The 22,037-nt window shown below is 68.0% G+C and carries 9 protein-coding genes, 1 tRNA gene and 1 pseudogene; 6 read left to right on the top strand and 5 right to left on the bottom strand.

Going from position 1 to position 22,037, the window contains the following annotated elements; translation table 11 throughout:
- Nucleotides 1–62 precede the first annotated feature (62 nt).
- Nucleotides 63–148 (top strand) — tRNA-Leu (locus tag VVR85_RS07980).
- Between the two features lie 58 nt (nt 149–206).
- On the opposite strand, the gene VVR85_RS07975 is transcribed toward VVR85_RS07980, so the two are convergent.
- Nucleotides 207–2,135: a solute carrier family 23 protein gene (locus VVR85_RS07975; RefSeq protein WP_368520427.1), complete on the bottom strand. Its 1,929-nt coding sequence runs from the start codon at nt 2,133–2,135 to the stop codon at nt 207–209.
- 197 nt (nt 2,136–2,332) lie between these two features.
- Here VVR85_RS07975 and pflB point away from each other — a divergent pair.
- Both pflB and pflA read left to right on the top strand, forming a co-directional pair.
- Nucleotides 2,333–4,915 (top strand): annotated as a pseudogene (gene pflB, locus VVR85_RS07970) (formate C-acetyltransferase).
- A gap of 5 nt (nt 4,916–4,920) precedes the next feature.
- The gene (gene pflA / locus VVR85_RS07965) at nt 4,921–5,790 is read left to right on the top strand and encodes a pyruvate formate-lyase-activating protein (protein WP_290223023.1); all 870 of its coding nucleotides are present in this window, start codon (nt 4,921–4,923) and stop codon (nt 5,788–5,790) included.
- Nucleotides 5,791–5,882: 92 nt separating this feature from the next.
- Here the strand turns inward: pflA and VVR85_RS07960 are convergent, their stop codons facing one another.
- From VVR85_RS07960 to VVR85_RS07945, 4 genes are all read right to left on the bottom strand, one after another.
- Nucleotides 5,883–7,559, bottom strand: a complete 1,677-nt coding sequence (locus tag VVR85_RS07960; protein ID WP_368520393.1) for an ABC transporter family substrate-binding protein — start codon at nt 7,557–7,559, stop codon at nt 5,883–5,885.
- 94 nt (nt 7,560–7,653) lie between these two features.
- A complete protein-coding gene (locus tag VVR85_RS07955; RefSeq protein ID WP_368520392.1) occupies nt 7,654–9,561 on the bottom strand; it encodes a dipeptide ABC transporter ATP-binding protein in 1,908 nt (635 codons plus the stop codon).
- Nucleotides 9,558–10,649, bottom strand: coding sequence for an ABC transporter permease (locus VVR85_RS07950; RefSeq protein ID WP_368520391.1), 1,092 nt, complete (start codon nt 10,647–10,649; stop codon nt 9,558–9,560). The genes VVR85_RS07955 and VVR85_RS07950 overlap by 4 nt, the downstream gene beginning before the upstream one ends.
- A complete protein-coding gene (locus tag VVR85_RS07945; RefSeq protein WP_368520390.1) occupies nt 10,650–11,633 on the bottom strand; it encodes an ABC transporter permease in 984 nt (327 codons plus the stop codon).
- A gap of 332 nt (nt 11,634–11,965) precedes the next feature.
- Here VVR85_RS07945 and VVR85_RS07940 point away from each other — a divergent pair, with 332 nt between their 5' ends.
- From VVR85_RS07940 to VVR85_RS07930, 3 genes are read left to right on the top strand one after another with little or no spacing between them, the layout of a single operon-like run.
- The gene (locus VVR85_RS07940; protein ID WP_368520389.1) at nt 11,966–13,102 is read left to right on the top strand and encodes an SPFH domain-containing protein; all 1,137 of its coding nucleotides are present in this window, start codon (nt 11,966–11,968) and stop codon (nt 13,100–13,102) included.
- A 43-nt stretch (nt 13,103–13,145) separates the two neighbouring features.
- Nucleotides 13,146–21,620 carry a fatty acid synthase subunit beta domain-containing protein gene (locus VVR85_RS07935; RefSeq protein WP_368520388.1) on the top strand — a complete coding sequence of 2,825 codons (8,475 nt, stop codon included), beginning with the start codon at nt 13,146–13,148 and terminating at the stop codon, nt 21,618–21,620.
- Nucleotides 21,621–22,019, top strand: a complete 399-nt coding sequence (locus VVR85_RS07930) for a holo-ACP synthase (RefSeq protein ID WP_368520387.1) — start codon at nt 21,621–21,623, stop codon at nt 22,017–22,019.
- Nucleotides 22,020–22,037: the final 18 nt, after the last annotated feature.

Raw genomic sequence — 22,037 nt, 5'->3', positions numbered from 1 at the left:
AAAACGCCCGCCGCCCCGATTAGAACTCGCCGGAATCAATCCGGTAGTATCATTCGCATTGCGCGCCCGTGGCGGAATTGGCAGACGCGCTAGATTTAGGTTCTAGTGTCCGAAGGACGTGTGAGTTCAAGTCTCACCGGGCGCACCACTGCACAGAAAAATACCGAGGCCATCGCACCAGATGGCCTCGGTATTTTTGCGTCTTATTACTCGACTTCGGTGAATTTCCGGTCCCACGCCGAGCGGATGGGGTTGGCGTCGGCCAGCAGGATATCGAAGCGATCGCCGGCGATTTCGACGATTTCGCTCAGCGCCACGCGGTGTTCTTGGGGCTCGGAGTTGGCCAGGCGGCGCACGCCGGCGTCCAGCACGCGCTCGAAGGTGTCGTTGGTGTCCAGGTAGGCCACAAACGGCATGCCGAAGCGCTCGCGGTAGGCGGCGGCCAGCTGGGTGATCTGCTCGGTCTGGACGTCGTCCAGCTCGCCGAGCCCCAGCGAGCCGCGGTCGGCGGAGATCTCCGCGGCGCCCTCGTCGTCGGCCAGCAGGAGCTCGTCCATGGCGGGGTAGTCGTGGATGAGCTGTTCGCGGCGCTCGACGTCGGCGGTGAGGACGGCGACCTGGATGGCCTCGCGCAGCTGCCCGACGTTGTCGAAGGGGCGGGACTCCCAGGTGGTTTCCAGCGGCCAGGTCTCGTTGTTGAACAGCGGGCGCAGGGTCGCCACGAAGTTGTCGCGGTCCATGGCGTTGAGCTCGTCCAGGGAAACGCCCGTGCCGCCGGTGCGGGCGACGTCCCCGCCGCGGGAGCGGCCGGTGTGGAAGAACAACAGGTTCAGCCCGATGGCGGTGATGGCGCCGATGGACATGCCCGAGGAGACGAAGGTCTGCGACCATTCCGGGAAGACCGCCGCGATGTCCGGCTTGAAGGTCACGAGCATGGCCAGCCCCAGCGCGGTGGTCACGATGACGGCGTTGCGCCCGTCGTTGATATCGGCCTTGGCGATGGTCTGCAGGCCCACCCAGGCGACGTTGGCGAACAGCGCTAACGATGCCCCACCCAGCACCGGCGCCGGGATCGCCGCGACCACGGCCCCGGCCTTGGGCAGCAGGCCCAGCACGATCATGAAGCCCGCGGCGGCCACGGCCACCCAGCGGGATTTCACGCCGGTCAGGCGGACCAGGCCGACGTTCTGGGCGAAGCAGGTGTAGGGGAAGGAGTTCATCACGCCGCCGATGACGGTGGACACGCCGTCGGCGCGCAGCGCGGCCTGGACGTCGGCGCGGCGGATGCGCTTTTTAACGATCTCGCCCGTGGCGAAGACGTCGCCGGTGGTCTCCACCATGGTGATGACCATGACGATCAGCAAGGAGAAGATGGCGACCAGGTCGAACTGCGGCAGGCCGAAATAAAACGGCGTCGTGATGCCGAAGGCGTCGGCCTCGCCTACTTCCGAGAAGCTCGCGTCGCCGGCCAGCAGAGCCACGCCCGTGCCCAGCACCAGGCCCAGCAGCACCGACAGGGTGCCCAGGAAGCCGCGGAAGAAACGCTGGACTAGGACGATGACGGCCAGGGTGCCGAAGCCGTACCAGAGGTCGCGGGCTGCGGGCTGCCCCTCGGCGTAGTTGGTGAAGTCGTTGGCGGACACAGCCAGCAGGGAGGTGCCCATCACGAGCAGGACGGTGCCGGTGACCACCGGCGGGAAGTAGCGGAGGAAGCGGCCGAACAGCGGCGCCATGAAGAAGGTGAACAGGCCCGCGACGATGATGGAGCCGTAGATGACCGGCAGGGAGGCCACCCCGCCCTGCCCGTCGGTGGCGCCCAGCCCGATGGCGATGATCGGCGCGACGGCCGTGGTGGTCACGCCCTGGACGATGGGCAGCCGCACGCCCACGTGCTTGCCGATGCCCACCGACTGGATGATGGTAGCGATACCGCAGGTGAGTAGATCCGCGTTGATGAGGTGGATGGTGGTGGCGGTATCCAGGTTGAGGGAACCCGCGATCAGCAGCGGGACGATGACCGCCCCGGCGTAGAAGGCGAGTACGTGTTGCAGGCCTAGGGCGGCGAGTTTGCCGGGGGCTGGAACTTGGTCGACGGGGTGTGTGCGCTTGGGCTGGGTGCTAGTTTGGGCAGCCACGAAGTCCTCCAGGGTGGGGCGAAGCAAAAAACGGTTGAATTCGTACTCTCTAAGCGTAGAAGGGCGGCGCAGATTTCGGGAAAACCGCAGCAAAACGTTCCGGTTATGACCAGAAAGCTGGCTCCCGCCCGGAGCTTAAACCGGACGGACGTTTTACTTAAAATGCCTGAGCAGCGCACTAGAGTCAGACATCAGACGTGTGGTCTATTGCACACTTTCTGGGTTGGAGTAACCACCTAACAAGCCCCTACACTGGGACTCAACGGGGCTTGCCGCTAGAGAAGCTCAAGACCATCGAAACCCGAGAAAAATACAGGTTACAAGGTGGATTGGGAATTGCGAATGGCGAGCGCGCCCCACGGTATAAGGGAACTTATAGATACAGAAGGGAGTCACCGATAGTGACCACCGCAACCCAAGACCTCAAGTTTGATGCCTGGAAGGGTTTTGAGACCGGCCCATGGACTGAGGGCATCGACGTGCGCGACTTCATCCAGCGCAACTACACCCCCTACGAAGGGGATTCGTCCTTCCTGGTCGGCCCGACCGAAAAGACCAAGCGCACCTTCCAGCACCTGGAAGACAACTACCTGTCCGTCGAGCGCAAGCAGCGCGTCTTCGACGTCGACACCCACACCCCGTCCGACATCGACGCCTTCCCGGCCGGCTACATCTCCGAGGATGACAACGTCATCGTCGGTCTGCAGACCGATACCCCGCTGAAGCGCGCCATGATGCCGTTCGGCGGCTGGCGCATGGTCAAGCAGGCCATCAAGGAAGCGGGCAAGGAAGTGGACCCGGAGGTCGAGAAGATCTTCACCCGCTACCGCAAGACCCACAACGACGGCGTCTTCGACATCTACACCCCGCGCATCCGCGCTGCCCGTTCCTCCCACATCATTACGGGCCTGCCGGACGCCTACGGCCGCGGCCGCATCATCGGCGACTACCGCCGCGTGGCCCTCTACGGTGTCGACTACCTCATCGAGGAAAAGCAGGCTTCCCGAGACTCCGTCGCCGACGCCGGCTTCTCCGAGCACTGGGCTCGCTTCCGTGAGGAGCACTCCGAGCAGATCAAGGCTCTGAAGAAGCTGAAGGTCATGGCCGAGCAGTACGGCTTCGACATCTCCGGCCCGGCTACCACCGCGCAGGAAGCTGTCCAGTGGACCTACTTCGGCTACCTGGGCTCCATCAAGTCCCAGGACGGCGCCGCCATGTCCATCGGCCGCCTGTCCGCGTTCTTCGACTGCTACTTCGAGCGCGACCTGGCCAACGGCACCATCACCGAGGAAGACGCCCAGGAAATCATCGACGCGCTGGTCATGAAGCTGCGCATCGTCCGCTTCCTGCGCACCGAGGACTACGACCAGATCTTCTCCGGCGACCCGTACTGGGCCACCTGGTCCGACGCCGGCTTCGGCGACGACGGTCGCCCGCTGGTCACCAAGACCTCCTTCCGCCTGCTCCAGACCCTGATTAACCTGGGGCCGTCCCCGGAGCCGAACATCACCATCTTCTGGGACCCGAAGCTGCCGGAAGGCTACAAGAAGTTCTGCGCCCACATCTCGATTGAGACCTCGTCCATCCAGTACGAGTCCGACCGCCAGATTCGTGAGCAGTGGGGCGACGACGCCGCCATCGCGTGCTGCGTGTCCCCGATGCGCGTCGGCAAGCAGATGCAGTTCTTCGGCGCCCGCGTCAACGCTGCCAAGGCTCTGCTGTACGCCATCAACGGCGGCCGCGACGAGGTCAGCGGCAAGCAGGTCGTGGAAGGCTACGACGCCATCCAGGGCGACGAGCCGCTGGACTTCGATGAGGTCTGGCAGAAGTACGAGGAGATGCTCGACTGGGTCGTCGGCACCTACGTCGAGGCCCTGAACATCATCCACTACAGCCACGACAAGTACGCCTACGAGTCCATTGAGATGGCTCTGCACGACTCCGATATCGTGCGCTCGATGGGCTGCGGTATCGCCGGCCTGTCGATTGTGGCCGACTCCCTGTCCGCCATCAAGTACGCCAAGGTCACCCCGGTTCGGGATGAGACCGGCCTGATTGTGGACTACAAGACCGAGGGCGATTTCCCGGTCTACGGCAACGACGACGACCGCGCCGACGACATCGCCGCAACCATCGTCCACACCGTGATGGAAAAGATTAAGGCCATCCCGATGTACCGCAACGCCATCCCGACCCAGTCGGTGCTGACCATCACCTCGAACGTGGTCTACGGCAAGGCCACTGGCGCCTTCCCGTCAGGCCACGAGGCCGGCACCCCGTTCGCGCCGGGCGCAAACCCGGAGAACGGCGCCGACAGCCACGGCATGGTCGCTTCCATGCTGTCCGTCGGTAAGCTGGACTACAAGGATGCGTTGGACGGCATCTCGCTGACCAACACCATCACGCCGTCTGGCCTGGGCCGTACCCCGGATGAGCGCATCACCAACCTGGTGGGCGTCCTGGACGCCGGCTTCATCATGGACAAGTAAGACCACCCAAAACCCAATCTCGTAGAAGGAGAAATCATCATGGCAACCCCGACTTTCGACCAGCGTCTCGAGGCAATGAAGTCCCGTCGTGCAGAGCACAACATGGACTCCGGCCTGTACCACGCCAACATCAACGTCCTGGACAAGTCCACTCTGGAGGACGCAGTTGAGCACCCGGAGAAGTACCCGAACCTGACCGTTCGCGTCTCCGGCTACGCCGTCAACTTCGTCAAGCTGACCAAGGAACAGCAGCTGGACGTCATCTCCCGTACCTTCCACCAGGGTTCGTAAAAACCATGGCTGATGGCGTTACTGGTGTTGTTACCCTCCAACCAGAAGAAGGCGAAAAGGTACGCGGCGTCGCCGCGGGCCTGGGTGGGGACAACGAACTCGACCAAATCACCCGCCCCGAGCTCATGGAAGCCCGCCGCACTGGCGACGTCGGCTTGGTGCACTCGTGGGAACTGGTGACCTCGGTCGACGGGCCGGGTACCCGCATGACGATGTTCATGTCCGGTTGCCCGCTCCGCTGCCAGTACTGCCACAATCCTGACACCTTCGAGATGAAGACCGGCTCCCTGGAGAAGGTCGAAGACGTGGTCAAGCGCGTCAAGCGCTACAAGCCCATCTTCGACGCTTCCAATGGCGGGTTGACCATCTCGGGCGGGGAGGCGCTGTTCCAGACGGCGTTCACCCGCCGGGTGCTCAAGGAAGTGCACGATGCCGGCATCCACACCACCATCGATACCTCCGGTTTCCTCGGGGCGCGCGTGCGTGACGAGGACCTGGACAACATCGACCTGGTTCTGCTGGATGTCAAGGCAGGCGATGAGAAGACTTACAAAGAAGTCACGCGGCGTGAGCTGCAGCCGACCATCGACTTCGGTGACCGGCTCGCGGCGGCAAACAAGCCGGTGTGGATCCGCTTTGTGGTCGTCCCCGACCTGACGGATAGCCCGGAAAACGTCCAAAACGTCGCCAATATCGTGGCACGGTGGCCCAACAACGTGGAACGCGTTGAGGTCCTTCCGTTCCATAACATGGGCGCCGACAAGTGGCGTGAGCTGGGTTATCCCTACACACTGGAAGACACTAAGCCCCCGGCTGCAGAGGACGTCGAAGCTATCCGCGACGTCTTCCGAGCCAAAGGCTTCACGGTCTACTAATTCCCTTATAACCCACAAACACCCGCTCGCTAGCTCTCCTAGTTCCTAGGAGGCAGCGGGCGGGTGTTCGGCGTTTTCCGGGCCCTAGGCGGCTATTCCTTGACGTAGCCGACGTTTTCGACCTCGACGCTGCCCAGGGACTTGGCGCCGAAGTTGGCCAGCTTCGGGTTGGTGGCCACCATCTCCGGGCCGTTCATCAGCGGCATGATGCCGAAGCTCGACAGCGCCTCCTTCTCCAGCTCGTTGGCCTTCTGGGTCTGCTCATTCGCGTCCGCGATCTGGCCCAGCTCCTCGATCTTCTTGTCCATCTCCGGGGTGCCGGTGCCGGACTTGTTCAGCTCCGAATCCGAGGCGTAGATCTGGTTGAAGCTGGCCACGCCCAGCGGGGAGGAGGACGCGAAAGCCATCGGGAAGATGTCGAAGTCGTGCTTGGTGACGATCTTGGAGAAGTCCGCCGACGGGCGCTCCTCGATGTCCAGCTTGATGCCGACGTCCGCCAGCATCTTCTGGGTGGCGGAAGCCTCCGCCTTAATTCCCGGATCGTCGCCGGTGAGCACGTAGCGCAGGGCCAGCGGCTGGCCGTCCTTCTCGCGGGTGCCGTCGGCACCCGGGGCCCAGCCGGCATCGTCGAGCAGCTGCTTGGCCTTTTCCGGATCGAAGGAGATGAGCTCGCCGAAGGAATCCTGGTAGCCCTCCTGGGTCTGGTACAGGGTGAACGAGCCCGGCAGGTCCTCCTCGTAGTCCAGGCCGTTGAAGCGGATGGAGGCCAGCTGGTCGCGGTCGATGGCGGTCATGAAGGCCTCGCGCACCTTGATGTCGTCCAGGCCCGGGGCGTCGGAGTTCAGCACTAAGAGTACGTTGGCCGGGCGCATGGCGGCGCGGATCTCGATGTCATCCATGTCCTGGATGGTGGCCAGGCGCTCCTTGGAGGCCACGCTGGTCGCGTCGATCTCGCCGGCCTTGAAAGCGTTGATGGAGGCCTGCGATTCCATCTGGCGGTAGGTGATCTTCTTGATGAAGGGCTTGTCGCCCCACCACTTGTCGTTTTCGGTGAAGGTGACGGTGCCGGCGCCGAAGTCGACGCTGTCGACGGTGTACGGTCCCGCGCCCCACTCCGGGTGGAGCTGGTTGACGTAGGCCTCGTTGAACTTCTCAGCGGTATCGACCTGCGGAGGCAGCAGGGAGGAGAACGTGTCCTGCCACCACGGGTAGGCCTGCTTGAACTTCACGACGACCTGCTTGTCGTTCTCGCCCGGGGTGACGGACTCGATCTTGTCGTAGCCCTCCGTGGAGTGGATGTTGAGCTCGTCCATCTCGCCGTTGTTGAACTTCCAGGTGTGCTCGAAGACCTTCCAGTCAATCTCCGTGCCGTCGTTGTACTTGGCGTCCGGGTTGATGGTGTAGGTCACCTGCGTCTTGCCGTCGACGACCTCTTCTTTCACGTCGGTCAGGTAGTCGGCGTTCGGGACGAATTCGCCCTCGCCGGTGTAGGTGGACAGCTGCGGGTTGTAGTACTCCCAGAAGGTCCGAGTGTAGGCGGTCATGTCTGCATTGAAGGCGTTTTGCTGCTCCGAGAACTCACTGATGCCCAGGGTCAGGTCGTCGCCTTCCTGCAGGTTCTCGCGGTCCTGCAGGTTGTAGGAGCCTTCCAGCTGCAGGTCGACGTCGATGGCGCTCGAGGAGCCGTCCGAGCCGCCCGCGCAGGAAGAAAGAAGCACCGCCGAGGCCGCGAGTGCTAACAGCGTGGTGTAGCGGTTTTTAGAAGACATGGTCAGAGATACCTTTCTGGCAGGGGGTGGAAAAGCTTAGGGGAGTGCTATGGAGTTATTTCTGCTGCGCCGGGCAGCAAACCTGGGGAAATTCTTAGGGCTCTATCGGCTCGTAGACCGTCCTTTTCCGGGTGCGCTCGACCGCCGGGTCAGGCACGGGGATGGCCGAGATGAGCGCCTGGGTATAGGGGTGCTGCGGGTGGTCGAAGACCTCGTCGATGGGGCCGGTTTCTACGAAATCGCCCTTGTACATCACGGCCACCTTGTCCGATAAGTGCCGGACCACGGAGAGGTCGTGGGCGACGAAGACAAACGAGATACCCAGCCGCCGCTTCAGGTCGTGCAAGAGGTTGATGATGCCGGCCTGGATGGACACGTCCAGCGCGGAGACCGGCTCGTCCAGGATCACCACCGACGGGTTGGTGGCCAGCGCCCGGGCCAGGCCGATGCGCTGGCGCTGCCCACCCGAGAAATGCCCGGGGAAGCGGTCGATGTGGTGTGAGGACAGGCCCACCAGCTCGAGCAGCTCGGAGATGCGGGCGTCGACGTCGCCGTCGTAGCCCAGTGACTGCAGCGGCTCGGCGATGACCTCCCGGATGGTCATGCGCGGGTTCAGCGAGCTCATCGGGTCCTGGAAGACCATCTGGATGTCCTTGCGCAGCTCGCGGCGTTGGCGGTCACCCAGCTGGGAGGCGTCGACGCCGCCGACCACCACGCGCGCCCCGTCGGCGGGCTTGAGCTCCATGACCTCCAGCAGGGTGGTGGTCTTGCCGGAGCCGGACTCGCCTACGATGGCCAGGCACTCGCCCTCGTGGACGGTGAAGCTGACCTGGTTGACCGCGTGCACCGTGCCCACGCGGTGCTTGAGAATGGAGCCCTTGATCAGCGGGAATTCCTTGCTGAGGTTCTCGACCTCGAGGGTCGTGCGGCGCTGCTCGAAGGGGGTATCGCCCAGCACGTCCTCGGCAAAGGTCGGCAGGGGGAACAGGCGCTGGCCACCAATCCGCGAGTCGATGATCTCGTCCGCGCGGTGGCAGGCGGCGCGGTGGTGGCTGACCGCCGGGTCCAGACTGGAGGTCATGCCGAGGAGCTCCGGCTCGCTGGCGCGGCAGGCATCGATAGCCACGGGGCAGCGGTCCGCGAAGGGGCACTCGTTCTTGAGCTCAATGAGCTGCGGCGGGGTGCCGGCCACCGGGGTCAGCGGCTCCGACTGGGCGGTATCCGCGCGCGGGGTAGAACCCAGCAGGCCGATGGTGTACGGCATCTTCGGGCTGTTAAAGAGCGTGTCGACGTCGGCGTATTCGACCGGGCGGCCGGCGTACATCACGGCGACGTCGTCGGCGGTGCCGGCCACCACGCCCATGTCGTGGGTGATCATGATGGTCGCCGCGCCGGTTTCCCGCTGCGCGACCTTGAGCACGTCCAGGATCTGCGCCTGGATGGTTACGTCCAGGGCGGTGGTGGGCTCGTCGGCGATGATGAGCTGCGGGTTGTTGGCAATGGCGATGGCGATGACCACGCGCTGGCGCATGCCGCCGGAAAACTCGTGCGGGAACGAGCGCAGGCGCTTGACCGGTTCCGGGATCCCCACCAGGTCGAGCAGCTCGGCGGCCTCCTTCTGCGCGGCCGCGCGCCCGATGGAGCGGTGGGCGGTGATTGCTTCGACCAGCTGGTCGCCGATGCTAAAGACCGGGGTGAGGGCCGACAGCGGATCCTGGAAGATCATCCCGATGCCCTTGCCGCGGATGGCCGACATCTGCTTGTCGGTCTTGCCCAGCAGCTCCTCGCCCTGGAAGCGGACGGAGCCGGTGACCTTGGCGTAGTCGGGCAGCAGTCCCATCACGGCCATGGAGGTCACGGACTTGCCGGAGCCGGACTCGCCGACGATGGCCAGGGTGCGCCCGGCCTCGAGGCTAAAGCTGGTCCCGCGCACGGCGTGGACGGTGCCGGCCTCGGAAGGGAAACTGACGTTGAGGTCTTCGACCTCTAACAGGGCGGTCATGCGCGTCCTCCGGAATTCGAGTTGGGGTCGATGGCGTCTCGCAGGCCGTCGGCGATAAAGGCCATGGAGACGGTGAGCAGGGTCAGGGTGGCGGCGGGGAAGTAGAACTGCCAGGGCGCGGCCTCGACGGCGTTGGTACCCACCGCCAGCAGCGTGCCGAGGGAGACGTCCGGCAGTTTCACGCCCAGCCCCAGGAAGGACAGCGCGGTCTCGGAGACGACGGTGGAGACCACGCCCAGCACCAGCTGGATGATGAGCAGCGAGCCGATATTCGGCACGATGTGGCGGACGATGATCTTCGGGCGCGAGACCCCCATGTAGCCGGCGGCGCGCACGTAGTCGTTTTCCCGCACGCTCAGCGCCATGGCCCAGATGACGCGCGCGGCGTACATCCAGCCGAAGGCGATGAGCACGATGATGAGCATCTTCCAGTCGCCGCCGGAGTCGGAGACGACAAGGGCGATGAGCAGGAAGGTCGGGATGGCCAGCAGGAAGTGGATAACCGCCAGGATGATCTTTTCGGTCCAGCCGCCGTAGATGGCCGCGCCGGCGCCGATGATCGCCGACAGGATGGAGGTGGCGATCGAGACGGTCAGCGCGATGACCAGCGATCGGCCCAGGCCGTGGACGACCTGCGCGAAAAGATCGTTGCCGGAGTTGGTGGTGCCGAACCAGTGCTCCGGCGACGGCGGGGCGGACAGGGCCAAAAAGTCCGGCTCGTCGAAGGCCCACGGCGTCAGATAGCTGCCGAAGAGGGAGACGGCGATAAGCCCCAGGAAGATGATGAAGCCGACGGTGGCCATCTTGTTGCGGAAGAACCGGCGGGTGTACAGCTTGAGCTTGTTCGTGCCGCGGATGGTGGTCTCGTCGGCGGTGTAGAGCTTGCGCTGCGACTCGTCGGCGTCGACGCCGGCCGCGGTGGCGGACAGGGCGCTGGGCTCGGTGGCCATGCTGAAGTCGGCGGTCGCGGTGTGCGGGCGGATGCCCAGGTTGTCCGCGGCCGAGTCGATGGCCAGGTCGTTGCGGAGGTGGGGCGTGGCGCGCCGGGCGGTCGCGCGCGGCTGGGTGGATTTGTTGCTCTTAGACATTTAGCTCACCCTTACCCGGGGATCGAGGATGACGACGATGAGATCGGCCAGGATGGCCGAGACCGCAATCATGACGGCGCCGAAGGCGGCCACCGCCGTGGTGCCGTGGATGTCGTTGCGGGAGATGGTCTGGATGAAGTACTGGCCCATGCCGTTCCAGGCGAAGATGGTCTCCGTCATGATGGCGCCGGTAAAAATGCCCGGCACGGAGAAGGCCACCGACGTAGCGACGGGGATGATGGAGGTCCGCAGCGCGTGCTTGCGGATGGCCTGGGTGCGGGTCAGCCCCTTCGCCCGGGCGGTGCGCACGTAGTCGGCGGACAGGTTATCCAGCAGCAGCGTGCGCTGCATCATGTGATAGCCGGCGTAGCTGATAATGACCAGCGAAATGGTAGGTAGGACCAAGTGCTGGGCGGTGTCGATGAGCTTGGGGAAAAACCCTTCCACCCCGGGCGAGCCGGCGCCGCTGACGTAGACGATGCGCTGCCCGGTCACCCGGTTGAGCCACAGGCCGACGGAGACGACGACCAGGGAGGCGACGACCACGTGGACGTTCATGGTGACAATCGACATGCCCTGCCAGAAGCGGTCGGCGAACTTGTACTGGCGGGAGGCGGTGTAAACACCCAAGCCCACGCCGAGGACGATGGAGATGATGGTGGCCAGCAGCAACAGCTGGGCGGAGACCAGCGCGCGCCGGGAGACTTCCTCGGTGACTTCCACCCCGAGCGGGGAAGCGCCCCAGTCCCAGCGCAGCACCACGCCAGTGAGCCAGGTCCACCAGCGCTCCAGCAGCGGGGTCTCTGGGTCCAGGTTGAGCGGCTGCAGGATGTGGCTGATTTGTTCTTGGCTCAGTGGTGGGCGCCGCCCGGCGTAGTTGGAGCGCGGATCCAAAAAGACTGACGCCAACAGGTAGGCGATGTTGGTGGCCAGGAAGATCACGATTAACCAACTGGCGGTCTTTTTGATGATGTATTTGACCATCGCGGTTTCCTTGGGTGTGGGAACGTACTTGGGTTGAGTGATCCAGTATCGAAGTTCGTCCGAATGTGGTGTGGATTACTAACTGTGACGTCGACAATAGCGGGCGTGAGAAACGAGCGGGGCAAAAATGAGAAAAAATCCTCCGGAAAGTTGTGCGGGCGTACCCCCATACGGGGAGGGCGGGGCCTAAGGCCGGTCACGATCCCACATCCGGGGTTCCGGGGCCGTGCCCGCAGTTCGGGCTGGGTGGGACCCTCGCGCATCGGCGGCGAATGTGTCAGACTAAGAGCTGACCGGTGCAATAGAATTCCCCGAAAACAGAAAGGCCGCGCGTGAGTACGCTTCTCGTCATTGGCATCATCGTCCTCATCGTCATTTTGACGTTGTTCGACGGATACTTCATTGTCCGCACCAAGGAGGCCGCCATCATGGAGCGGCTGGGCAAGTACCAGGGAGTGGCCCACGCGGGGCTGCACTTCAAGATCCCCTTCGTCGACCGGGTGCGCGAAAAGATTAACCTGCAGGTCCGCCAGCTCGACGTGATGGTGGAGACCAAGACCAAGGACAACGTCTTCGTCCAGATCCCCGTGGCGGTCCAGTACCAGGTCGTCCAGGGCCGCGAGCGCGAGGCCTACTACACCCTGTCCAGCCCCGACCAGCAGATCGTGGCCTACGTCCAGGACAACGTTCGTTCCTCCGTGGCGAACATGAACCTGGATGACTCCTTCTCCTCCAAGGACACCATCGCCCAGAACGTGGCCGAGTCCCTGCGCGACAACATGGCGGCCTACGGCTGGCACTTCGTCAACACCCTGGTCACCGACATCCGCCCGGACGAGCGCGTGCGCGAATCCATGAACTCCATCAACGCCGCCCAGCGCGAGCGGGAGGCCGCCGTGGCCCAGGCCGAGGCCGAAAAGATCCGAGTGGTCAAGGAGGCCGAGGGCGCGGCCGAGGCCCGCAAGCTGCAGGGCCGCGGCGTCGCCGACCAGCGCAAGGAGATCGTGGAGGGCATCGCCGCCCAGTACGAGATGCTGCGCAAGGCCGGCGTCGAGGAATCCCCCGAGGCCCTCATGCTGGTCTCCCAGTACCTGGACGCCATGGTGGACGTTTCCTCCAACGGCAACGCCTCCGTGCTCTACATGCCGTCCAACCCGTCCGGCATGGGGGATCTCTTCGAGGGCATGCGCGACGTGCTGATGAGCAACCACGCCCTGGACAGCCTGGACAAGTCCTCTAAGTCCTCGTCCAGCCAGCGCCCGCGCACCCGCAGCAACCCGGAGCGGGAGACCGGCTCCAGCAGCTCCAGCTCCAGCCCCGCCAGCCCGGCCGCCAACCCCAGCCTGCCGAGCGCTAGCGACGTGCGCGGCCAGGCCGCCGACTGGGCCAACGAGAACGGCATCCATTCCGCCCGCGACGCCTTCCAGGCCCTGCGCGACAAGCACGGGGAGTGGTGCAACAACGACTAGTGAGTTTGTTTTTCCGGCGCGCCGGAATCTCCACTAGCCTTAGGTGAGCACCAACCTGGACAAGGAGCAGCTCACCGTGAATCCTCGTGAACCTTTCGCCCTGTCCTTTTCGGGACAGGGTTTTTCTTGGGCCGACTCGCTGCGCGGCGCCGACCGTGAACTGCACGCCACGGTGGACAAGGCCGCGCAGCTGTTGGAGCCGCTTGCCGCCGAGCTGGCCGGCCGGCGCCCCCGCGGCTTCCGCCCCTTCGACTGGGCGCAACAGCCGCCGGCCTGGGATCTCAGCGCCCCCGAGGTATCCGTGCCCGGCATCTTCCTGGCCCAGCTGAACCTGCTCGACGCCCTGGCCGCCCAGGGGCTAGTGGCTAGCGATGCCGTCGCCGCCGCCGGCCACTCCCAAGGCCGGCTGGCCGAATTCGTGCTCGACGGGGAGGCTGGCCGCGCGGAGATGCTGGCGATTGCCCAGCTCATCGGCGCGGCGATGACGCACACGGCGCGGCGCTACGGGCTGGTCCGCGATAACGACGCCGCCCCCATGGTCGCCGTCGCCGCAGACCCGCAGGACATCGCCGCGGCCATCCGGGACACCGGCGCGGACACGGTCATCGGCCTGCACAACAGCGCCCAGGATGCCGTCCTGTCCGGCCCGCCCGCCGACAACCTTGCCGTCGCCCGCGCCCTGGGGGTGGAGGCGCAGCCGCTCAAGGTGGCCGCGGCCTTCCACCACCCGCGCATGGGCGAGGCCGTCGACCAGGTCGTGGACTGGGCCCAGCAGGTGGGCCTAGACGCGGCCGTCGCGGAGCGGGCCGCCCGCGCGGTGCTCACCGACGTCATCGACTGGCCGGCGCAGGTCGACCGCCTCGCCGCCGCCGGCGCGCGGTGGATCCTGGAGGTCGGCCCGGAAGAAGGCGTGCGACCCCTGACCGAGAAGATCGTGGAGGGCCGCGGCATCGGGGTGCTCGCGGTCGGCACCGCGACCGGGCAGGCCCGGCTTATTGATCCCGGCCACCAGCTGGCCCCGCCCCGCCCGTACAGCGATTTTGCCCCGCGCACCACGGCCGACGGCGAGCTGGTGACCCGCTTTACCAGCCTGACCGGCTACCAGGCCGTGCTACTGGCCGGCATGACGCCCACCACGGTGGACCCGGCCATCGTGGCGGCCGCGGCCAACGCCGGGTACTGGGCCGAGCTCGCCGGCGGCGGGCAGGCCACGGACCAGCTGCTCGAAGACAACCTCGACTACCTGCGCGAGCACCTCGCCCCGGGCGTGAACGCGCAGTTCAACGCGCTCTACCTCAACCCCCGCCAGTGGCGTCGCCAGGTGGCCGGCCAGCGGCAGGTACCCGCCGCGCGGGCGAACGGGGCGCCGATCAACGGCATCGTGTGCTCGGCCGGCATCCCGCCGCTGGACGAGGCGGTGGAGATCTACCGGAGCCTGCGGGTGGGCAATATCCCCTGGGTGGCTTTCAAGCCCGGCGCGGTGCACCACGTCGATAAGGTGCTGGAGATCGCGCGCGAGGTGGCACCCGCCCCCGTCATCATGCAGCTGGAGGGCGGCCTGGCCGGCGGGCACCACTCCTGGGAGGACCTGGACGAGCTGCTACTGGCCACCTACGCGCGCATCCGCGCCGCGGAGAACGTCTACCTGGCCGTCGGCGGCGGCATCGGCACGCCGGAGCGCGGCGCGGAGTACCTGACCGGCGCCTGGGCGCGCGCCTACGGCCGCCCGGACATGCCCGTCGATGCCATCCTGGTCGGCACCGCCGCCATGGCCACGCGGGAGGCGACCACCTCCCCGGCCGTCAAGCGCGCCCTCGTCGCCGCCTCCGGCACAGACGGCTTCATCGCGGCCGGCACCGCCCGCGCCGGCATGTCCTCGGGCCGCTCGCAGCTGGGCGCCGACATCCACGAGGTGGATAATTCCTTCGCCCAGGCCGGCCGGCTGCTGGACGCCGTGGCCGGCGACGCCGATGCCGTGCGCGCCCGCCGCGCCGAAATCATCAGCGCCCTGGATGCCACCTGCAAGCCATATTTCGGCGACCTGACCAGCCTGACCTACCGGCGCTGGCTGGAGCGCTACCTCGAGCTGTCCCACTGCGGCGGGTGGGTCGATGACTCCTGGCGCGCCCGGTTCGCGCAGATGCTCCTGCGCGCCGAGGCCCGCCTGCACCCCGCTGACCACGGCGAGTTCGCCTCCCAGCTGCCCGCCGGCGAGCTGGACGCGGGAAACCTGGCCGACCTGCTGGCCAGCTACCCGCAGGCCGGCACCCAGCACCTGTGCGCCACCGATGCCGCCTGGTTCATCGATCTCCTCAAAGGCCCCGGCAAGCCCGCCAACTTCGTGCCGGTCATCGACGAGGACGTGCGCTGGTGGTGGCGCACGGACTCGCTCTGGCAGGCCCACGATGCCCGCTACCCGGCCGACGCCGTCTCCATCATCCCCTCGCCGCGCTCCGTGGCCGGGATTGATCGCGTCGACGAGCCCGTCGCCGAGCTGCTGGGCCGGTTCGTGGCCGCCGCGGCCGCCCGCGCGGAGTCCACCGGGCCCGCGGCGAGCGATCGCGAGCGGATCCTGTCCGCGCCGGCCTGGGAATGGGCCGGCCACCCGGTTCCCAACCCGGCGCGCCGGCTGGGCCTGGAAGAAGACGCGGATGGGGCATACCGCGTGCCCGGCCTGGGCGTGACGGTGGCGCTGCCTCAGGCGGCGACCGTGCCCGTCGTGGGCGCGGATTCGGCGTACCAGGCCATGCGGGAGCTGGCGTGCCGGGCCGCCGGCGGGCAGCTGCCGGAGGTCGTTGGCGGGGCGGCGGCGTGGTCGACGACGCTGAACTGCGCGGACTACCAGACCGTCACCGCGGGCTACCTGGCGGGCGCGTCCGGCCTGGCCGCCGACGCGCTGGTGGGGCCGGCCTGGCCGGCCATCTTCGCGGTCATCGCGGACACCGACGCCGTCGAGGGCCTGCTCCGTCTGGTCCACCTGGAGCACGCGGTGCGCCTGCGCTCCGAGCTGCCGCAGCACGGCGCCTCGGTCAGCGTGAAGGCCCACCTTGCGCATGATTTTGCCACCGCGCGGGGGCGGGTGCTGGAGGTGGAAGTCGGCATCGTGAGCGGGCACCAGCACCTGGCAACGCTGACCGAGCGCTTTCTGATCTCCGGTGCGGCCGGAGCCGAAACGCTGCCGGCACTGGACGTCACGGACCCGGCCGCGCGCCCGACCCCGCGGCTTAGCCGCGGCCAGGCCCAGGTGGTCGCGCCGGATAGCATGCGGCCTTTCGCCCAGGTCACCGGCGACTTCAACCCCATCCACACCGACGAGGACCTGGCGCGGGCGACCGGCCTGGCCCAGGGCCCGATAGTCCACGGCATGTGGACCTCCGCGCTGGCGCAGCTGGCCGCCGGCGAGAACATCGTGGGCTGGCACGCGCGCCTGCTGGCCCCGGTCCTGCCGGGGCAGACCGTCGAGTTTTCCACCGCGCGGACCGGGCAGGCCGCCGGCGGGGAAGTGCGCACCGTGACCGCCACGGTGGGCGGCGTCCCCGTGCTGGAGGCGACCGCCCAGCTGGCCGCGCCGGTGACGTGGTACGCCTTCCCCGGTCAGGGCATCCAGTCGCCCGGCATGGGGATGGCAGCCTACGCCGCCTCCCCAGCCGCGCGCGCCGTCTGGGACCGCGCCGACGCCCACACCCGGCAGGCGCTGGGCTTTTCCATCCTGGACATCGTGCGCCGCAACCCGCCCGAGGTGCAGGTGGCCGGCGAAAGCTTTTCCCACCCCGACGGCGTGCTGTACCTGACCCAGTTCACCCAGGTGGCCATGGCCACGCTGGGCTGCGCGCAGGTCGCCCAGCTGCGCGAGGCCGGGGTGCTGGAAGAGCACGCCTTCTTCGCGGGGCACTCGGTGGGCGAGTACAACGCGCTGGCCGCCTTTGCGGACGTGCTCTCGGTGGAGGCGGTCATCGAGATCGTCTACCAGCGTGGGCTGACCATGCACCGCCTGGTCCCGCGGGACGGCGACGGCAACTCCAACTACGGGCTGGCCGCGCTGCGCCCGCACAAGATGGGAATGTCGGACGCGGACGTTTTCGACTACGTCAGCCAGCTGTCGGCGATTACGGGCGAATTCCTGGAGATCGTCAACTACAACGTCAAGGGCAAGCAGTACGCTGTCGCCGGAACGCGCGCCGGGCTGCGCGCCCTCGAAGCCGATGCCGCCTCCCGCGGCGAGCGCGCCTTCGTCCTCATCCCCGGCGTGGACGTGCCCTTCCATTCCTCCCGCCTGCGCGACGGGGTGGACGACTTCCGCCGGCACCTCGACCAGCTCATCACGGCCGATATCGACCTGGACCGGCTGATTGGCCGCTACATTCCCAACCTGGTGGCCCGCCCGTTTGACCTGGGGGAGGAATTCATCCAGGCCATGGAGGAGGTCGTGGACTCGCCGTGGCTGGACGCCGCGCGCACGCAGCCGGCCCAGCAGCGCGGCCGCACCCTGCTGGTGGAGCTTTTGGCCTGGCAGTTCGCCTCGCCGGTGCGCTGGATCGAGACCCAGGATCTCGCCCTGGGGCAGCTGGGCGTGCAGCGCTTCGTCGAAATCGGCGTGGCCAGCGCGCCCACCCTGGCGAACATGCTGCGCCAGCACCCGGGGGCGGCGCGCGTGGAGATCCTCAACGCCGAGCGCGACGAGGCCGTCGTCTTCGCCACCGATGCCGACCCCGCACCCGCGCCCGAACCAGTAGCCGAGCCCGATCCGGAGTCGGAAGCCGCGCCGCAGCCAGCGCCAGCAACCGCACCCGAGCAACCGGCCCCCGGAGACACCCCCGCGGACCGGCCGCTGCTGCCCAGCGATGCCCTCCGGCTGCTGGTGGCAGCCTGGACCAAGGTGCGCCTTGACCAGCTGCGCCCGGAAGACACCATCGAGTCCCTGGTGGAGGGCCAGTCCTCCCGGCGCAACCAGCTGCTGCTGGATATCTCGACCGAGCTGGGGATCGCCGCCATCGATGGCGCCGCCGACCTCGACCTGACCAGCCTGGGCGAGCTAGTCGACCGGCAGGCCCGCGGCTACCAGGCCTTCGGGCCGGTGCTCCAGCCCCAGGTGGAGACCTGCCTGCGCGATCTGACCGGCCCGGCCGCGCAGCCGACCTCCTACGTTTCCGAACGCGTGCGCGGCCGCTGGGGCTTGGGCCCCGGCTGGCTGGACCGCGTGCTCGCCCACCTGGTCGACGGCACCCGTACTGGGGCCTCCCTGCGCGGCGGCGAGCTAGCCAGCCTGCCCGAAGGCCTCGACGCGGCTATCGATGCTGCCGTCGCCGCCGCCGGAATCACCACCCCGCTGCCGGAGCCGGCCGCGGCCGCGACCGCCACCGCTGACCCGGCCGCCCTGGGCGAGCTCACCGATGCCTTAACCGCCAACGCCCGCGACTTGGTCGAGCGGCTGGATCCGGAGGCCGCCGGCACGGATGGCCAGGATGATGGTGCCGACGAGGACGGCGATAGCGCGCGCGAGCTCGCCGCCGCCGTCGACCGTGAGCTGGGTGCGGGCTGGGCCGAGTTCGTGCGGCCGGCCTTCGAACCGGCGCGGGCGGTCCTGCTCGACGACCGCTGGGCCTCGGCGCGCGAGGACGCCGCCCGGGGACGCGGCGACGTGACCGCAACGGGCGAGGAGGTCGCCCGCATCGCCGAGTATTCCGGCCACCCGGATCTCGCCGCCGCGGCCCGGAAGGACCCGGCGGGCCTCGACTACGCCGCCGACTGCGCGCTGGTCACCGGCGCCGCGCCGGGCTCCATCGCCGCGGCTATCACCGCCGAGCTGCTGCGGGGCGGGGCCACCGTCGTGGCGACCAGCTCCCGACTGGACCAGGCGCGCCTGGACTTTTTCACCCGCCTCTACCGCGACCACGCCCGGGGCCAGGCGGCGCTGTGGGTCGTGCCGTGCAACGTGGCATCGTTTGCCGACGTCGACGCCTTAGCCGACTGGGTCGGCACCGAGCGCACCCGCACCGTCGGCGCCGAGGTGCGCCTAGTGAAGCCGGCGCTGACGCCGACCCTGCTCTTCCCGTTCGCCGCGCCGCGCGTGGCCGGCACCCTGGCCGAGGCGGGCGCGGGCAGCGAGCGCCAGATGCGCCTGCTGCTGTGGTCGGTCGAGCGGCTCATCGCCGCCACCGCTGGAATCTCGGAGCACGTCCACGTCGTCCTGCCGGGCAGCCCCAACCGCGGGCGCTTCGGTGGCGACGGCGCCTATGGCGAGGCCAAGGCGGCGCTTGATGCCATCGAGAACCGCTGGCGCCGCGAACCCGCCTGGGCCAACCGCGTGGGCCTGGTGCACGCCCAGATCGGTTGGGTGCGCGGCACCGGCCTGATGGGGGCCAACGATCCGCTGGTCGCCGCCGCTGAGGCCCGCGGCGTGCGCACCTGGGATACCCGCGAACTGGCCGCCGAGCTGCTGGCCGAAGGCGCCAACCCGGCCGCGCGCCGGGCCGCGCGCGAGGAGCCGGTCGCCCTGGACCTGACCGGGGGACTGGCGGCCGCCGAACTGGATTTGGCGGCGCTGCGGCAGGAGGCATCGGCAGCCGCGGCAGAAACCGAGGCGGAGCCGGGCGCGCGCGTCGTGCCGGCGCTGCCCAACCTGGCCGAGGGCGCGGCCCCAGAGCCGGACTTCGGCGAGGTCGCGGCCGGCCTGGAGGAGATGGTGGTCGTCGTCGGCGCCGGCGAGCTCGGCCCCTGGGGCAGCGCGCGCACCCGCTTCGAGGCGGAGCTCGGCGGCGATCTCAGCGCCGCCGGCGTGGTGGAGCTGGCCTGGTCGATGGGGCTTATCCGCTGGGAGGACGGCTGGGTCGACGCCGCCGGCGAGCCCGTGGCCGAGGCTGACATCTACGCCCGCTTCCACGACGAGGTCAAGGCCAGCGTCGGCGTGCGCCGCCTGCGCGACGATGCCGGCATCCAGAACAACCTCGCCGGCGAGCTGACCACGGTCTACCTGGACCGCGACCTGACCTTTAGCACCGCGGATGCCGACAGTGCGCGCGCCTTCGCCGCCGCCGGCGCCCGGGTACGTCCCGTCGGCGACGCCTGGCAGGTCACCCGCCCCAAGGGCAGCGAAATCCGCGTGCCGCGGCGCACCGTGATGACCCGGTTTGTGGGCGGGCAGCTGCCCGACGGCTTCGACCCGGCCGCCTACGGCATCCCCGCCGACATGCTGGAGAACCTGGACCGCCTGGCCGTGTGGAACCTCATCTGCACCGTCGAGGCGTTTACCTCCGCCGGGTTTAGTCCCGCCGAGCTGCTCGCCCACGTCCACCCGGCGCGGGTCAGCAACACCCAGGGCACCGGGATGGGCGGGGTGGCCTCCCTGCGCGGCCTCTACGTCGACCGCCTGCTGGGCCAGCCGCGCAACAACGACGTGCTGCAGGAGGCGCTGCCGAACGTCATCGCCGCGCATGTCATGCAGGACTACGTGGGCGGCTACGGGCAGATGGTCCACCCGGTGGCCGCGTGCGCGACCGCGGCGGTCTCCGTCGAGGAAGCCGCCGACAAGCTGCGGCTGGGCAAGGCCGACTTCGTGGTGGCCGGCGGCGTCGACGATATGAGCGTGGAATCCGTGACCGGCTTCGGCGCGATGGCCGCCACGGCGGATTCTGCGGCGTTGGCGGCGGCGGGCATCGCGGAGCGCTATTTCAGCCGGCCCAACGACCGGCGGCGCGCCGGCTTCGTGGAATCCGCCGGCGGCGGCGCGCTGCTGCTGACCCGCGGCGACGTGGCGGCCGAGCTCGGCCTGCCGGTGCTCGGCGTGGTGGCGTTTGCGGAGTCTTTCGCCGACGGGGCGCACACCTCCATCCCCGCGCCTGGGCTGGGGGCGCTGTCGGCCGCCCGGGACAACCGGCTGGCCGCCGCGCTCGCCCCGTACGGGCTGGACGCGGATGACGTGCGCGTTATCAGCAAGCACGACACCTCGACGGAGGCCAACGACCCGAACGAATCCGACCTGCACCAGCGCCTGGCGCGGGCCAGCGGGCGCACCCCGGGCAACCCGCTGTACGTGATCTCGCAAAAGCACCTGACCGGGCACGCCAAGGGTGGGGCGGCGGCCTTCCAGCTCATCGGGCTGATGCAGGTCATGCGGCGCGGTATCATCCCGCCGAACCGGGCCCTGGACTGCGTCGACCCCAAGCTGCGCCGGTATCCGGACCTGGTCTGGCCGCGCAGCCCGCTGCCGGCGGAAATCAAGGCGGGCCTGGTGACCTCCCTGGGCTTCGGGCACGTCTCGGCGCTTATCGCCGTGGTGCACCCGGGCGCGTTCGCCCAGGCGCTGCGCCAGGCCAAGGGTGAGTTCGCGCTCAACGAGTGGCGCACCCAGGCCGCCCGCCGCGAGCGCGCGGGGTGGGAGCGCCGCGACGGAGCCATGCACGGCCAGGGAGCGCTCTATACCCGGCCGAAGGGGCGCAACCTGGGCGGGCGCGGCACCGCGCGGGAAGCACAGGTACTGCTGGATCCGCAGGCCCGCCTGCGGGGAGGGGAGCTGCGCTAGATGTTCGCCGTTGGCACCGACATCGTCCACATCCCGGGCTTAGCCGAGCAGCTGGGGCGGGAAGGCACCACCTTCGAGCGGGTCTTTTCCGCCCTCGAGCAGCGGGTGGCCGCGACCAAGCCGCGCCGGGACGAGCACCTGGCGGGGCGCTGGGCGGCCAAGGAGGCCTTCATCAAGGCGTGGTCCCAGGCGCTCTACGGGCGCCCGCCGCGGCTGGCGGAACACGAGGTCGACTGGGCCGAAATCAGCGTCCAGCCGGACGCGTGGGGGAGGGTCGGACTGCAGGTGAGCGGCCAGGTCCGCACGGCTATCGATGCCTCCCTCCCCGGCTGGCAGGCCAGCCTCAGCATCTCCCACGACGGCGACTACGCGGTCGCGACGGTGATTATTTCCTGCTAGCGCGTGCGGCGCTTAGGT

This window comes from Corynebacterium sp. LK2590 (assembly GCF_040946105.1).
Classification (GTDB): Bacteria; Actinomycetota; Actinomycetes; order Mycobacteriales; family Mycobacteriaceae; genus Corynebacterium.
The sequence above is the reverse complement of the archived record's forward strand: the minus strand, read 5'-3'. Positions and strand labels throughout refer to the sequence as shown.

What these genes read in the sequence shown, in the direction of transcription:
- pflA (WP_290223023.1), top strand. Translation starts at nt 4,921, where the DNA reads ATGGCTGATGGCGTTACTGGTGTTGTTACCCTCCAACCAGAAGAAGGC.
- VVR85_RS07960 (WP_368520393.1), bottom strand. Translation starts at nt 7,559, where the DNA reads ATGTCTTCTAAAAACCGCTACACCACGCTGTTAGCACTCGCGGCCTCG.
- VVR85_RS07955 (WP_368520392.1), bottom strand. Translation starts at nt 9,561, where the DNA reads ATGACCGCCCTGTTAGAGGTCGAAGACCTCAACGTCAGTTTCCCTTCC.
- VVR85_RS07950 (WP_368520391.1), bottom strand. Translation starts at nt 10,649, where the DNA reads ATGTCTAAGAGCAACAAATCCACCCAGCCGCGCGCGACCGCCCGGCGC.
- VVR85_RS07945 (WP_368520390.1), bottom strand. Translation starts at nt 11,633, where the DNA reads ATGGTCAAATACATCATCAAAAAGACCGCCAGTTGGTTAATCGTGATC.
- VVR85_RS07930 (WP_368520387.1), top strand. Translation starts at nt 21,621, where the DNA reads ATGTTCGCCGTTGGCACCGACATCGTCCACATCCCGGGCTTAGCCGAG.